The sequence below is a fragment of the Gammaproteobacteria bacterium genome, from assembly GCA_013697705.1.
Lineage (GTDB): Bacteria > Pseudomonadota > Gammaproteobacteria > UBA6002 > UBA6002 > UBA6002.
On the sequence record JACCWJ010000025.1, the window covers coordinates 97,850 to 113,188 of the forward strand.

11 protein-coding genes are annotated in these 15,339 nt (G+C 39.6%); 6 read left to right on the forward strand and 5 right to left on the reverse strand.

Features of this window, described 5'->3' with window-relative positions; genetic code table 11:
- Nucleotide 1: 1 nt before the first annotated feature.
- From prmA to aroQ, 4 genes are read right to left on the reverse strand one after another with little or no spacing between them, the layout of a single operon-like run.
- Entirely contained in the window at nt 2-874 is an 873-nt protein-coding gene (gene prmA, locus H0U71_05820; protein MBA2654566.1) for a 50S ribosomal protein L11 methyltransferase, read from the reverse strand.
- Entirely contained in the window at nt 875-2,221 is a 1,347-nt protein-coding gene (gene accC, locus H0U71_05825) for an acetyl-CoA carboxylase biotin carboxylase subunit (GenBank protein ID MBA2654567.1), read from the reverse strand.
- Between the two features lie 4 nt (nt 2,222-2,225).
- Nucleotides 2,226-2,675 carry an acetyl-CoA carboxylase biotin carboxyl carrier protein gene (locus tag H0U71_05830; GenBank protein MBA2654568.1) on the reverse strand — a complete coding sequence of 150 codons (450 nt, stop codon included), beginning with the start codon at nt 2,673-2,675 and terminating at the stop codon, nt 2,226-2,228.
- Between the two features lie 4 nt (nt 2,676-2,679).
- Nucleotides 2,680-3,138, reverse strand: coding sequence for a type II 3-dehydroquinate dehydratase (aroQ, locus tag H0U71_05835; GenBank protein MBA2654569.1), 459 nt, complete (start codon nt 3,136-3,138; stop codon nt 2,680-2,682).
- Nucleotides 3,139-3,332: 194 nt separating this feature from the next.
- On the opposite strand from aroQ, the gene H0U71_05840 reads away from it, so the two are divergent.
- Together H0U71_05840 and H0U71_05845 are read left to right on the forward strand one after the other, a co-directional pair.
- The gene (locus tag H0U71_05840; GenBank protein ID MBA2654570.1) at nt 3,333-4,337 is read left to right on the forward strand and encodes a polyprenyl synthetase family protein; all 1,005 of its coding nucleotides are present in this window, start codon (nt 3,333-3,335) and stop codon (nt 4,335-4,337) included.
- Between the two features lie 131 nt (nt 4,338-4,468).
- Nucleotides 4,469-7,753 carry an ankyrin repeat domain-containing protein gene (locus tag H0U71_05845; GenBank protein MBA2654571.1) on the forward strand — a complete coding sequence of 1,095 codons (3,285 nt, stop codon included), beginning with the start codon at nt 4,469-4,471 and terminating at the stop codon, nt 7,751-7,753.
- Here the strand turns inward: H0U71_05845 and H0U71_05850 are convergent.
- Nucleotides 7,737-9,956, reverse strand: coding sequence for an F-box protein (locus H0U71_05850; GenBank protein ID MBA2654572.1), 2,220 nt, complete (start codon nt 9,954-9,956; stop codon nt 7,737-7,739). The genes H0U71_05845 and H0U71_05850 overlap by 17 nt on opposite strands.
- Nucleotides 9,957-10,187: 231 nt before the next feature.
- On the opposite strand from H0U71_05850, the gene H0U71_05855 reads away from it, so the two are divergent.
- From H0U71_05855 to H0U71_05870, 4 genes are all read left to right on the forward strand, one after another.
- The gene (locus tag H0U71_05855) at nt 10,188-12,806 is read left to right on the forward strand and encodes a response regulator (GenBank protein ID MBA2654573.1); all 2,619 of its coding nucleotides are present in this window, start codon (nt 10,188-10,190) and stop codon (nt 12,804-12,806) included.
- Nucleotides 12,793-13,179, forward strand: coding sequence for a response regulator (locus H0U71_05860; protein MBA2654574.1), 387 nt, complete (start codon nt 12,793-12,795; stop codon nt 13,177-13,179). Before H0U71_05855 ends, H0U71_05860 begins: the two co-directional genes overlap by 14 nt.
- A complete protein-coding gene (locus H0U71_05865; protein MBA2654575.1) occupies nt 13,172-14,776 on the forward strand; it encodes a diguanylate cyclase in 1,605 nt (534 codons plus the stop codon). Before H0U71_05860 ends, H0U71_05865 begins: the two co-directional genes overlap by 8 nt.
- Nucleotides 14,777-15,002: 226 nt before the next feature.
- A complete protein-coding gene (locus H0U71_05870; protein MBA2654576.1) occupies nt 15,003-15,317 on the forward strand; it encodes a HigA family addiction module antidote protein in 315 nt (104 codons plus the stop codon).
- Nucleotides 15,318-15,339 lie beyond the last annotated feature (22 nt).

Genomic DNA, 15,339 nt, shown 5'->3' on the forward strand with positions numbered 1-15,339 from the left:
GTTAATTTTTAGCGCCTTCTATCCTCATCCATTCAGCCTCTTGCTCTATGCCTACTATTGTAAACCAGGCTTGATAAGCTTCTATGATCGAGGCAGTTTGCTCTTCTAATATACCGGAAAGAACGATCCGTCCTTGAGGCGCTAATAGAGTGGCAAATGTCTCTGCAAGATCGATGAGTGGGTTGGCTAATATATTGGCGATGAGTATATTGGCTTGAGCGAGGAGATGAAATTCTTTAGGGAGCAGGGCAACAATTTGTTCGTTGGAGATGCCGTTTTGTTTGGCATTCTCGTTAGTAGCAATAATTGCTTGGGGATCATGATCTATGGCATAAACTTTTTTTGCGCCCAATTTTATCGCAGCAATCGCCAAAATTCCTGAGCCACAACCATAATCAATGATGATTTCTTGATCGAATATGTTCTTATCTAACCACTGTAGGCAAAGGGCTGTAGTGGGATGTTTGCCCGTGCCAAAAGCAAGGCCTGGATCCAAAATAACTTGGTGGGGAGAAAAAGATTCGGATTGGTAGCTGGGTAATATCCATAATCGCTTACCAAATTGCATGGGTTTGAAATCTTGCATCCATGCGCGTTCCCATTCTTGATCCTCTAATACATGTATCTCAGGCTTTAGTGCGGGATATTTTGAGGTCAGTGTTAAAAGGATATAATGCTCTGACACATCCGGTTCGAATAACCCAGTAATAATAATATCATCCCAGATTGGGTTCAGCTCGGGAGATGGCTCGTAGAGTGGTTGATCTCCCGCATCTTGTAAGGTGACCGCTAAGGCGCCAATATCAGTCAACAAGGTGGAGAGATCTTCTGCAATATCAGATAACGTTTGGACTTTAACCTGGAGCCACGTCATTTACTTTGCTATGCCCAATTTTTTTTCCAGGTAATGGATAGTATTGCAGCCTTTTTTAAATTCTGGGTCCCTCAGGACTTCTTGATGTAATGGAATATTTGTTTTAATTCCCTCAATAACCATTTCATCGAGTGCATTCAGCATTCTTGCGATGGCCCCATTTCTTGAGTCACCAAAACTAATAATTTTTCCTATCATAGAATCATAATTAGGAGGGACTTTATATCCATTATAAATATGGGTATCTACTCTAATTCCGGGACCTCCAGGCGCATGATAAAGCGTAATAGTGCCTGGAGAGGGTAAGAAGGATTTAGGATCTTCGGCGTTTATCCGGCACTCTATCGCATGGCCTTTGAAGGTAATATCTTCTTGTGTATAGCTAAGATTATTCCCCGCTGCAATGCGCAGTTGCTCCTTTACTATGTCCACCCCGGTAATCATCTCTGAAACAGGATGTTCAACTTGAATACGTGTATTCATTTCGATGAAGTAAAACTCATTGTCCTGATAAAGAAATTCAAATGTGCCGGCGCCGCGATATTTAAGTGTTCGACAAGCAGCTACGCATCTTTCTCCAATCATAAGTCTTTGCTCATCACTAATACCTGGCGCAGGCGCTTCTTCTATCACTTTTTGATGCCGCCGCTGAGTGGAGCAATCTCGCTCACCTAAATGGATAGCGTTGCCTTTACCATCGCCTAATACTTGTATCTCAATGTGACGTGGATATTCTAAGAATTTTTCCATATACACTTGGCTATTTCCAAAAGCAGCTTCTGCCTCTGTGCGAGTCATTGCAATGGCGTTAATTAAGTCTTGCTCTTGGCGAACTACACGCATGCCGCGTCCACCACCGCCCCCGGCGGCTTTAATGATAACGGGATAGCCGATTTGTTGTCCCATCTCGAGGTTGGCTGTTTCATCTAAGGTGAGTGCACCATTTGATCCTGGAACGCAGGGTATGCCTGCTTCACGCATGGCCCTAATAGCTGAAACTTTATCCCCCATAATGCGAATTGTTTCAGGGGTGGGTCCTATGAATATAAAACCACTTTCCTCAGCAGCTTCGGCAAAGTCAGCATTCTCAGCTAAAAATCCATATCCCGGATGAATAGCGTCTGCTTGGGTGATTTCCGCGGCACTTATCACCGCTGGGATATTGAGGTAACTTTCGGTCGAATTTGAAGGCCCTATGCACACCGCTTCATCGGCGAGACGCACATGCTTCAAATTTTCATCTGCTTTGGAATAAATGGCCACAGTGGAAATGCCTAGCTCCTTACAAGCCCGCAGAATGCGAAGAGCAATCTCACCTCGATTGGCGATAAGTACTTTCTTTAACATGGTGTTACTCTTCGATAATAAATAGAGGTTGATCGTATTCGACAGGTTGCTTGTTATTGACTAAGCGTGCACTAATGACACCCGATTTATCGGCTTCTATTTGATTGAACATTTTCATGGCTTCAATTAAGCAGAGTACCGCACCTGCTTCAACGCGCGACCCGATTTCAACAAAAGGTTTTGCGCCGGGGGTAGGAGCTAAGTACACCGTTCCGACCATAGGTGACTTTACGCTGTGACCTTTAATTTCTTCTGGCTCTTTTTTATCATGTGAAGCGGTGCCAAAATTGCTATGAGGCGCTTCTACATGGTGGTGTACTGAAGGTTGCATTGGGGGCTGGTTGGCACTATAGCGACTCACACGAATTGACGTTGTTTCATCTTTAACTTCAATTTCGCCGATGTTTGAATCTTTCAACAGTTCGATCAATTTTTTTACGGTTCTTATGTCCATTGATTTATTTTTGCTCCTTTTCTGATAAATAGTTATGAATGGCGTCGATGGCTAAAACGTAGCCATAATTTCCCAATCCAGAGATCACCCCAGCAGCAATATCGGAGAAAAAAGAATGTTGCCGGAAGGGTTCGCGTTGAAAAATATTGCTCAAGTGTACTTCAATAAAAGGAAGGTCAACGGCGAGCAGGGCATCTCGAAGAGCGATACTTGTATGCGTAAAAGCGGCAGGATTAAATATAAGAAAGTCTGGGCAACCGTCCTCGCTTCCCGCTTCATGAATCTTTTCAATAAGCTGGTTTTCAGCATTACTTTGGTAACATATAATAGTATGGCCTAATTTGTCGCCATGCTGTATAAGTTGTTGATTAATCTCTTCTAACGTTGCTGTGCCATAGTGGTTAGGCTCGCGTCTACCGAGTAGATTGAGATTGGGTCCATGTAATATAAGTATCTTAGCCATAGGGGCTGCATTATGAACTAGCTGACTCGTTTTGTCTAGTTATGGATAGTTTAAAACTTTTTGCCACCATTTCCTGCATTTTTGAGTAATAAACCCCAGCAAAGAGCGAGTTCGTTTCATTCCTTACTTCTTGACAGCTTAGAAACTAGGCCCTAGCATCGACAGATTAAAAAATAATTTTGGATTCAATTGAAATGCTTTCCCAATCCACTGAAATTGGTCAACCTTGCCTTTCTATCGAAGAGATTAAGGCACTTGTCAAAAATGAATTCAATGCTGTTGATAATCTTATTTCCCATCATCTTTATTCAAATATTCCGCTTATCGAAAGTATCAGTCAACACATAATAATGAGTGGCGGCAAACGCTTGCGGCCTTTGATTGTACTTTTAGTTGCTAAAGCCTTCAATTATGAAGGTGAAGATCATATAGCACTTGCTGCGGTGGTGGAATTCATTCATACCGCCACCTTGTTACATGATGACGTAGTGGATAACTCGACACTGAGGCGTGGCCAACAGACAGCTAATACGATCTGGGGAAACTCAGCCAGTATTTTAGTCGGGGATTTTTTATACTCCCGAACGTTCCAAATTTTAACCCGCTTAAAAAATATTTCCGTGATGGACACGCTTGCCCAAACCACCAATGCTATCGCTGAGGGGGAAGTGGCTCAACTGATTCGTCGGAATGATCCCGATACCGATGAAAGCCATTATATGAGTGTAATCTGTAATAAAACCGCCCGATTATTTCAAGCCGCTGCCGAAGTAGCTGCGATGATCTGTCATCGATCCCCTTTGGATCAAGCTCAAATGGCACGCTACGGTAACCATTTAGGTATGGCCTTCCAGTTAGTCGATGATGCATTGGATTACATGGGAGAGAGTGAGGCCTTAGGCAAGAATATAGGCGATGATTTAGCTGAAGGAAAACCCACGCTACCCCTTATCCATGCCATGGCTAATACTTCTTCCGCTAAATCTAACATTATAAAAGAATCCATCCGTGTGGGTGGACTTACCAACCTTGCAGTTATAATGGAAGCTATTCATGAAGCCCAGTCACTCGACTATACGTTTGCAAAAGCAGAGCAACAAACCGCTTTAGCGCTTGATTGTTTATCCATACTGCCTGATTCTCCTTACCGTAATGGCCTTGAAGCCATAGCAAAATTTGCGTTGCAACGTAAGTATTGATTCCCCCGCGGCAATCACGCTAAATTTTTACCCTAGCATTATGCTGTTTCGGTTTAGCGGATGACGCAACATATTTATAACGATACGGACATTATAAAATCAGCAATTAATAATTTTTAAGGATATTTATTATGCTTGCAAAGATAAGTCTTTCTCGTCCTAAGAAAGTAATTCAATATTTTTCATTAGTTGATTTTGTATCTAAAGGTAACGACCCCTTTAGCGAAACAAAAGAATCCCGCATGCATTTTCCTTCTACCTTGCACGAAGCTGCATTTAATGGTGATACACCCTTTTTTCTTAACTTGGATTTATCTCAAGTTGAGATTATAAGAGACCCCAAAGGTTTTACGCCCTTACATTATGCTGCCATTATGGGACATGGCGATGTTGTAAAGCTCCTGCGGCCTCACAATCTTTTCAAGGATCCAGATGGACGCATTGCTTTTTTACTAGCAGCGCGATATGGGCACGCATCACTGATAGATATGCTGATTAATATTAATTCAAATTTAATCTTCACAAAGAATGATAATAAGGATAGTGCACTTCATTTAGCCTGTATTTATGGTCATATCCAAATCATTCAAATTTTGCTTTCTCAGCCCTACAAAGAAGCCATTAAAAAATTAATTCTTTCAGTGAACAAGCAAGGCCATAACTGCTTACACCTTGCATTTGGAAGAACTCCTCCTTTTATTTTAAGAACGTTACTAAGCTATGTCGCAAAAAACCGAGTGGAATATCGCAATAAGCATCGCGACATCGTATGGATTCAAATCCAAAAAATGCGACTAACTGTGCTTGATCTAGCACCTTCAGAACTTGATGATAAATTATTTAAAGCGATCTATTACTCGATAGCGTATCAATTACATTTACAGGAAATAGATCTAAGCTTTAGTCAACTCACTCATGCAAGTACCCGTACTTTAATATCTTTATCTCGACAAAGCAGTTTGAAGAAACTCAACTTAAGTGGTAATCGCTTGGGGAGTCGCACACTAGTCTCATCAGCGGTGATGCAATTAGCGCAAGCATTGGAAGATAATCACCATTTAGAAAGCCTCTCTTTAATGGCATGTGGACTAGATGATCATGATGCTTATGCGTTAGGTGAAATGCTTCAGAAAAACCGAATTTTACGCGAACTGAATATTAAAAAAAATCCGGCAATAACGCAGAATGGCTGGGCAGTGTTAAGTCAATTTCGCCAAGTCATGCATGATTTCAAAAATAAATTGCAAGTCATAGACTTAAGTAACTCCAGGTTGACTTCATCAAGCGGTGATCTGTTAGTTTCTTTTATAGAAAGAAATCCTTATTTAATTGAATTAAATTTAAGGACAAACCCCCTCGGTAATCGGACACTGTTACCTTCTGCTATTCAGATACTTGCTCACGCTTTAGAGCGAAATAATCATCTGGAACGCTTAATCTTAGTTGCATGCAATTTAGATGATAAGGACGTATATGCGCTAGGGACAATGCTCCGAAATAATAAAACGCTGCGTCATCTTGATTTGCGAAAAAATCCTAAAATCAGTGGAGCAAGTTTAAGAGCACTTCTGCCCATACTAGAACGCGTTCCTCACGGTTTACAAGTACTTTACGTAGATGAACAAAGCGATTTGACATTAGTCCCCGCCTTAAATGACGCTCTCGTCCCTATTCTGGAAGAAGTCATCCCACAGGAAAATATTTTTATAAAACCGATATTAGAATTGGGACAATACCTCGCCAAAAATTTTGATGTTGAAGAAATTGATGACGAAACCAAGGAGCATTTAATCTCTTTGATGCATACTAATCAACCCTTAAAAGAACAAGATGCACTTAATTTATTATTTGCTTCAATCGTAGAATTAGAAGAGGAATACAGTGAGTTAAATTCACCTTTGAAAAGTGAGGAGGCTTTGTTAAAAGCAAAAGCCGCTCTCGAGTGGTTAGCGCAGTATGAGACTTATGCCCAACTGCGCAATTTTAATCTCCTTCCAGAAACTGTTGATATTCCCATACAGTACAAAGTCAATAGAGAGCAGATTTTTGCAGCAACCTTACAACGCAAATTAAGTATGTACTGGGTAACAGTGAATTGTTTAGAAACACAATTACTCGAGATCTCTCATAATGAAGTCGCTAAGACATTAAAGAATTTACATCTCATTGGAGGACTGCTTGCGTTAATACCTGGCGTCGCAGCTAGCCATCATTTAACACACGGTATACTGGGTGTTCTCGAAAAAATACATGAATCTTTGAAAGAATTAGTAGAGTCGTTGCATTTTGTTGAATTTATGGCTGAATTGCCCGGCATCCATTCTCTTTTTCATCATTTAGCAGAAAAGTTGACCTCTCTAAAAAGTATTTCACAAGAACAAATGCTGAAAAATATCCTGCATACCTTCCAAGATTTTGATGACTGTAACGAAGAGTGTTTGAGGATAGCAAAAGCGTTCTGTCATCGTTATGATCTTTTTGACAAGTTCGACAGCTTAGAAGATATAACAAAGCTCGCCGAATATACGGCAAACATGATTTTGGATTTTTGGAAAATAGGTTTTGGTCCTCGCGCCCATCATTTAGAGGACTATCATACAAAAACACAAGAAATTTTAGATTGGTTATTTTTTGGTAGTGTACTTTATTATAAAGATCAGAAATCACCTACCTTGATATTCCAAGGTAAGGACATCAGCGTTACAGATTTCTACTTAATGCTGGGACTTGAGTTTAGCATACAAAATGATCGAAAAGAGAATCGGGTTCTTCAGTGTGACTTGAGTATACGAGATCCCGAGCATGATATTACTGTAAAAACCAATAGCATTATATTAGGCTGCCGAAAAGGTTCGAAGCAAGAAGCGCTCGCATTGAAGGATTATTTGAAATTGTTGCAAGAGGTAAGGGTTGCAGGCGATAGACCATCATCAACCGTTCGATTTCTTTTAAGGAACCCTGAGGAAAAAATCAATATTGATAGTATTGAGGCGTTTGAATTTACTTATATGACTAAAAGCCAGCGGTTAATTTATCTTGAAGAAAAGGTGGGGAGACAAGAACAGTTAATAAATCAACAAAAAGGTTCCATTGATTACTTAAATAAACGAAATGATATGATAACCAATGAAAAAAAGGCTCTAGAGGAAACTGTTAAAGATCAGGGAATAACTATTGATAAACAAGCTGATGAAATTAGTGATATTAAAAAATTAGTTTCTGTGCTTGGAAAAAGAATAAAATCACTTGAAAGAAGCTCTCAAGCAGCGGGACCGACAGATTCTACACAAAACAATCCGATGCCCAACAGTGCATTGATTAACCAACACGGTCTTCATAGAGCTCCCCGTAATTCACAAAATAATAATCTCACTCTTGAACAGGAAGAACATGACCAACTTAAATTGAGGAATTAGGCCCACCTTCTACTTCAGGAGTACTCAACTCATTTTTATGACTTTCGTTTTGATGATTTTTTCTATTGGGTTTATCAACTACGGTTTTATAAACCGTAGGTTTAAATTGACGATTTGATGGAATTGTTAGGTGATTTTCTATCCCAGAATTCTTGGGAAAATACCGATAGGGATTTAAAATCGCCGGAGGAACATGCCTTGGGCGAAAGGGTTCCGGCTTGGAAGAAAACAAATTGATAATTCTTGAAAAGAGAGTTGCGCTGACCAGGCTACTGCTAAGGCCGGAAAAGATAGATATTGCGGCGATAGTTGAAAGACTTAAGTTTAACGCATTTGCTGCAGTTAAAGAAGCAACTATAAAGCCCACGCCACATAATGAACCAATTCCTGAGGCAAGCAAAACCACACCAATAATGCCGAGGACTGTTGCAAAAATTATGCTTCCCCAGGGCCAATCCGGTAGATGGAACCGTCTCCTCCTAGGAATAAATTTTGGTTGGTTGATCCTCTGAGGTGAGATACCTCTGTAGGACTCCCTGGCAGGGGATACTGGAATCGTTCTAGGCGTGCTGATTAAGGTAAAAAAAAGGGCACTATTACTGTTAGGAACATTTTTTGGTTGATTTAATGGAGACCCAAGCTTTGCTCTAATTTGAGCCGTTAATTTTTCTATCTCAGTAATTTCAGGGAATGGGTGCCACTTTCTTTCTATTTTCCCTAAGATATCATCATCCCATTTAGCAGTTACAGTTTTGTTTTGAAGTAAAAGTAATGCAACGCTAGAGTGAAAGAAAGCAAGTTCTAAAAATTGTTGTCTATTCATTTTTTGCAGAAGGATGGGTTGTTTTGCCATTGCCTTCGCAAGTGCTAATCCAGTGAATGTTAATGCTTCTGCTAATGCATCCTCTGGTGTAATAAGAGAGGCTGAAAGATCATACAGTATTACTTCTTCAGAAAAAGTGAAATGTAAAAGAAATTTGCTCATATTCTTGACTTTGAATGACCAAAAGACTTCATTTCTTAAAGTAGCACCCACATCTTCGGGAAGAGGAATTTTGGCCATTATTTGAGTGCATTCATCTTCATTTAATTTTTGAAGCAACGCAGGATGATTCAAGATAAAAAAAGCTGCATGTTTTGCTTGAGTCAAAAGCGTGAGAAATTGTCCATTGAGTCTGCTTAAAAATAAGGGATTATTCTCAACAAGGAAATAAAGCAAGTTACGAGTGGGATCTCTTGATAGACCACAAAAAATTTTTGCTATATCTTCATTACTCAATCTATTAATTAAAGTTGGATGTTTTAGAATGCATTCAGCTGTTGTGTCTGACAGTGAAGCACATTGGACTAAATCCTGTTCCGTAAACCTATCTAAAAGAAAGGATAATGTAGGTTCTTGTATAATCTGATCTATTATATCGGAGCCGCTATAAGCTGATGCTGTAATGACTGCTTTGGGTGTAAGCAACGCATTCTTTTTATCTTTGCTAGTTCCTATAAAAATTCCTATTTGATCAAGTCTGAAACTAGACGTAAGGAATTTCATAACAAATGCATAATCTGTGGAAAGCCTATCCAAGGTGTTAATCTTATACAAAATAGGAAAAATTTTTGGGATGTTGTTAATAATGTCATCCGATTTCGTAGTATCCATATAAGAATCCACAAAACCTTGCCGAATTTCCGTTGGCAATATTTGAGTGATCTCTATAGCCTGGAGCAGCGTTTGTGTAATGTCACTCAGTTTAAAGCTTCCAAAGAAAGCTTTCCTAATTTCTTTATAGTGTTCTGGATCATAGAGGTGATTTCCTGCTAAAATTTCATCTCTTACCTTATAAAAAACCGGTTCAAATTTAGGAAAGTAAACCTTAGATTCTGGAAAGACTTCATTAAAATAAGTTTCGTAACTGCTTTCGTCGGGTTTTAAAAATAAATATCGCCATAAATCACCCTTCGTATACCGATTAATAAAGTGTTGCCAGAGAGTAGGTCTTGTCAACTGATGCCATTTTTTGGAAACCTGAGTGGCTTGAGTCAAATTTTTTAACGTCAGGTCCTTCAAAATCTGTAGAGCGATTTCATCGGGGAGAGCTACATCTGGAATGAAAGTGGTGTTTTCTATGTTTTGAGGAGAGCGATGATGGGGCGTTTGATCATTCCGTGGAGCTATAGAGGTTTCTTTGAGATCCCTGTTTTCTTGCACAGCCCTTTATCCTCCGGTAAATAAAACTTAGAGATTATATCATGATAGGTAGTAGTTGTTCTTGAAAAATTAGGGTGCTCAGACGAAAGGGCCGGAGATTAATAAATTACCCTCCCCCTTACCCTTTTAACTAAAATAAATCTCAAAATAGCCTACATTTAAAAGGAGGGTATTTCCATTGGAGGACCCCTATTTCAAAACATAAGGATGGCTAAGGGAGTAAAGTAAGCTATGGTCCTTAACCTCGATTGGTTGCAGCTAGGGCCCATTCCGCCCAATGCAATTCACGGTAGCTATAATATTGGCTTAGTGGTGTTATCTTATTTGATCGCAGTGCTTGCTTCGTATGTGACATTAGATTTAGCGGCCAGAATTCGGTCCGAAAAAGTGGCTCGTGTCAAATTTCTCTGGTTGTTAGGCGGCGCTTTTGCCATGGGGGCAGGTATTTGGTCTATGCATTTTATTGGCATGCTCGCTTTTAGTATGCCTATGCCCATGCAATATGAAATCACATGGACAATGTCATCCTTAATGGTGGCTATATTAGCCTCAGCCTTTGCATTATTTTTGTTGCGCAAAAAAGACCGTAGAGTTTCATCCATGGTGGTGGGCGGGGTCTTTTTGGGCTTAGGTATAGTCACTATGCATTACATGGGCATGGAAGGAATGACTCAACATGTGAATATTCGTTATTTACCCGGATTATTTTTGCTTTCAATTTTGATTGCAATACTGGCGTCGGAAGCAGCGCTTTGGCTTTCTTTGCAAACCAATTTAGGCCCCTTACGTCAAATACAATTAAAAATAGTAAGCGCTCTGATAATGGGCGCTGCGATTTGTGGCATGCATTATACGGGTATGGCCGCTGCAATTTTCACGCCGCTGGCACATGCGTCGCAGGGTAAAAGCATAGAACCTTCTCTGTTAGCATTCTATGTTGCAGGTATCACGGCCGTGATTATTACGATCGCATTACTGCTTTCAACATATCGACAATCAACAGTAGATACCATACAAAATGAAAGAAATTTTCTAAATGCCATGCTTGATAATCTGGAAGATGGAATTATCGCTACCGATGCTAACGGCAAAATTACGATGGTAAATCGCACATTACAAAAAAAATTAAAATTGTCTCAAGAATTATTTAAAAATTTGTCCGATTATTTCCATCCTTCTAAAGATGATGCAATTGAGAATTCGCAAGAAGCTAGTCCCTTCATTCGAGCTTTGCAGGGAGAGAAGGTCAGTGCAGTGGAATTAACGATGGGATTAGACAGTAGTGATAGAGATAATATAGTGATGAACAGCCAACCTATTATTGATGCGCAGGGAGAAAAGTTGGGCTCTGTTATAGTCATTCACAATATTACTGATCGTATTCGAGTGGAAAAATTAAAAAATGAATTTGTATCAACGGTAAGTCACGAATTGAGAACGCCTTTGACTTCGATACGTGGTTCATTGGGCCTCGCTATTGGTGGTGCAACGGGTGAGCTTAATAAAAAAACAAAGGACATGTTAGAGATCGCTTATAATAATTGCCAACGTCTCATACGATTAATAAATGATATTTTAGACATCGAAAAAATAGAAGCCGGAAAAATGGAATTTGACCTTCATCCGCTGCCAATTGCCACTGTAGTTGAAAATGCTATTTTAGCAAATCAAGCCTTCGGCCAAAAATTCAATATTAAAATTCAATTAGAAGGAGAAATACCCGATGTTACCATTAACGTTGATGGTGACCGACTAGAACAAGTTATGACTAACTTGATTTCTAACGCCGTGAAATTTTCTCCTGTCGGAGGCGTAGTTACTGTTCGAGTAATGGTGATTGATAAATGGGTAAAAGTTTGTGTAGAAGACAAAGGCAAGGGAATTTCTGAAGAATTTCAGACGCTTATTTTTCAAAAATTTGCACAAGCAGACTCTTCAGCTATTCGCCATAAAGGCGGCACGGGTTTAGGTTTGAGTATTAGCAAAACTATCATTGAAAAGCTGGGGGGTAAACTGAGTTTCACCACGCGAGAGAATGAGGGCTCTATCTTTTATTTTCAACTCCCTATCTGGCACGAAATAGTCATTTCGAGTGCTGAAAAAAAGAGCCCTGCAATATTACTCTGTGAAGATGATAAAGATATTATTCAATTGCTAACCAAGATTCTAACGAAAAATAATTTTGAGGTGGATGTCGCTGTTACCATTGTTCAGGCAAAACAATTATTAAAGACGAAACATTATCATGCCATGACGCTTGATTTAGTGCTGCCAGATGGCGACGGCATCCCTTGGATGCAAGAATTACGTAAAGACCCTCGATATTCGGAACTCCCCATTATCCTGATATCAGGAAAAGTGGGTGCTAAAGAGGACCTGTTAAATGGTCATGCTTTTAGTATTATCAATTGGGTAAATAATACTTTTGATGAAACCCAACTAATAAATGCCATTAAACAAATAAAAAAGAAATTAATTGGGGCAAAACCCTCGATTTTACATATTGAAGATGATCAAGACTTATTGAAAATTGTCGCTAATATGTTGCAAGAAGATGCTACTCTTGAATCAGCACATAACCTGCATGAAGCGCAAAGTTTATTATCGCAACAAAAATTTGATCTAGTATTGCTGGATTTAATATTGCCTGATGGTTCAGGTATTGAATTATTGCCTCAGTTATGCAGCCTGCACATTCCTGTAATTGTTTTTACTGCTTTTGAATTGCCGAGAGATTATGTGCGCTATGTTAGTGCCGCGCTAATAAAGTCGCGCATTACGGACAAAGAATTGCTTACTGTCATAAAAGAAGCTATCAATAAGCTGGGAGAGGAAAATGAAGGAACTTAAAAAAATTCTTTATGTTGAAGATGAAGAAGATATTCGCACCATTGCGCAAGTCGCTCTTGAAGATCTTGGAAAATTCACGGTAAAAATTTGCAGTTCTGGTCAAGAAGCAATAGAAGAGGCCGAAGCGTTTTCCCCAGATCTATTGCTGTTGGATGTGATGATGCCCGGCATGGACGGCCCTGCAACTCTGCAAGCGTTGAGGAGCAAACCCGCGCTTGCTACCACGCCGGCAATTTTTATGACAGCCAAAGCTCAAAATAATGAAATTATGGAATATCGTAAGATGGGTGTCCTTGATGTCATTATAAAGCCTTTTGATCCGATGAAGCTTGCGAGTGACTTAAAAGAATGCTGGAAAAAACACCGTGGCTAAAGATGCGAGAGCAAAATTACAGCAATTATTTGCCGATTATGCAAGAAATCTGCCGCATAAAATTGCTGAGATTGATACATTATGGCAGCAAGTAAAACAGCACTGGGATCCTGAAAGTTGGGATCAGCTGCACCGTTTAGCGCATACACTTACTGGCACTGCGGGAACTTACGGCTATCAACAGATAAGTGATACTGCGCGAACTCTCGTTTCAGTGATTAAAGAATATTTCGATAAAGTCCCCAATCACAAAAAAATTGCTGAAATTGAGGAAATAATAGAAAAATTAAAACAATGCGCAGTTGATCTTACACCGTTAAAAGTCCAGTCAGATCTTTTTTTAAAGTTTACTGAAAATAACTTGCTTGAAAATCGTTTGGTTTATTTTTTAGGAAGAGATAAAAATCTTACTCAACAATTAAATCATCTTCGTCATTTCGATTATGTAGTGAGTCTATTTCCCGATACTAGCACTTTGCAAAAAGCTTTACATCAAAACAAGCCTGCCACGATTATTGTTGATGTCAGCACATTGACTGAAGCTGAAAAAACTGAGGTCGTACAGTTTTCTAACAAACTTCTCGGCATCCCTATTATTGTTATTTCAGAAGAAAATAGTTTGCAAGATCATTTAGAAGCGGCGCGTATGGGTAGTCGTTTTTTTCTTACAAAACCACTCGAAATTAACCAGGTAGTAGATAAGCTTAACCAAATTTTGGATCCAATTATTAATCCTTATAGAATCTTGATCGTAGAGGATGCATTAGGTATTGCAGAATATTTCGCCACGATTTTGCAAGAGGCTGGAATGATTTCCTCGGTGATCACAGACCCTCTTAATATTAATGAGTCATTAATTGCGTTTAAACCAGAACTCATTCTTATGGATCTCTATATGCCGGGAATATCCGGTTTAGAGTTAGCTGCTGTTCTACGTCATCAACCATCGTATGCCAGCATACCAATTGTTTTCTTGTCTTCTGAGGATGATAAAACCAAACAGCTAGAAGCAATGAGTTTAGGAGGCGATGATTTTATTACCAAACCTGTGGTGCCAGAGTATTTGATTTGGTCAGTTAGAAATAGAGCAGAACGTTATCGCGTCCTGCGAACGTTGATGTTAAAAGATAGTTTAACGGGGCTCTTTAATCATACTAATATATTGAAACAGTTAGAAATGGAGTTATTGCGAGCTCAAAGACAAAAACAAATTTGCAGTTTTGTCATGCTTGATATCGATCATTTCAAACAGATAAATGATACCTACGGTCATTTAGTGGGAGATCGGGTGTTAAAGACGTTGTCTTTGACATTACAGCAGCGTTTACGCAGAACTGATATCATCGGTCGTTATGGCGGGGAGGAATTCGCCTTGGTACTTCCGGGCACCCCCTATGAAGATGCGCTAAAGATATGTGAAAATTTAAAAGAAAAATTTATAGAGCTGCAACGGGGGATAGAAAAGCAACAATTCCTAGTTACTTTCAGTGGAGGGATAGCGACGGCACCCCCTCATAAAACTACACTCGAGCTGATTGAGCGAGCGGATGAAGCGTTGTATAAAGCAAAACATGCTGGGCGTAATCGAGTGCTGTGATTAAGAATAAGGCTCAGCGCATATAAACCCTGCGCTACCGATAGTCTTCTTAACCAAAGTGTTACTTGTAACCCTAAACGTTACGCGTTATAGTTTCTTATGTATAAGGATTCTTGCCAAACTTGTCTAACGGGCAATAGCTCTGATGTGAGGCAGCCATCTAAAGTTCGATGGCACAAATGCTTAGGCATTGATTACCTAGATTATTTTATAGGAGGCATCCATTATGCATAACCCATCACATCCAGGCAAATTTATACGAGAAGTCTGGTTAAAACCGCTGGGCCTAACGGTTACACAAGCGGCGCATAATTTAGGTGTAGCGCGCAAAACATTATCGGCATTATTAAATGGCCATGCAGGGATCAGCCCGGAGATGGCTCTGCGGCTAGGCAAAGCCTTTAATACCTCACCAGAAAGTTGGTTGGTTCAGCAAATGCAGTATGATTTGTGGAAAGTCAAGCAAAAAAATCAGAGCTTAAAAGATGTGCGTGTTTTATCAAAAAATAAACAAAATGTGGATAATCCCATTCATCTTTAGCGCTCTGATGGGACAAAATGGC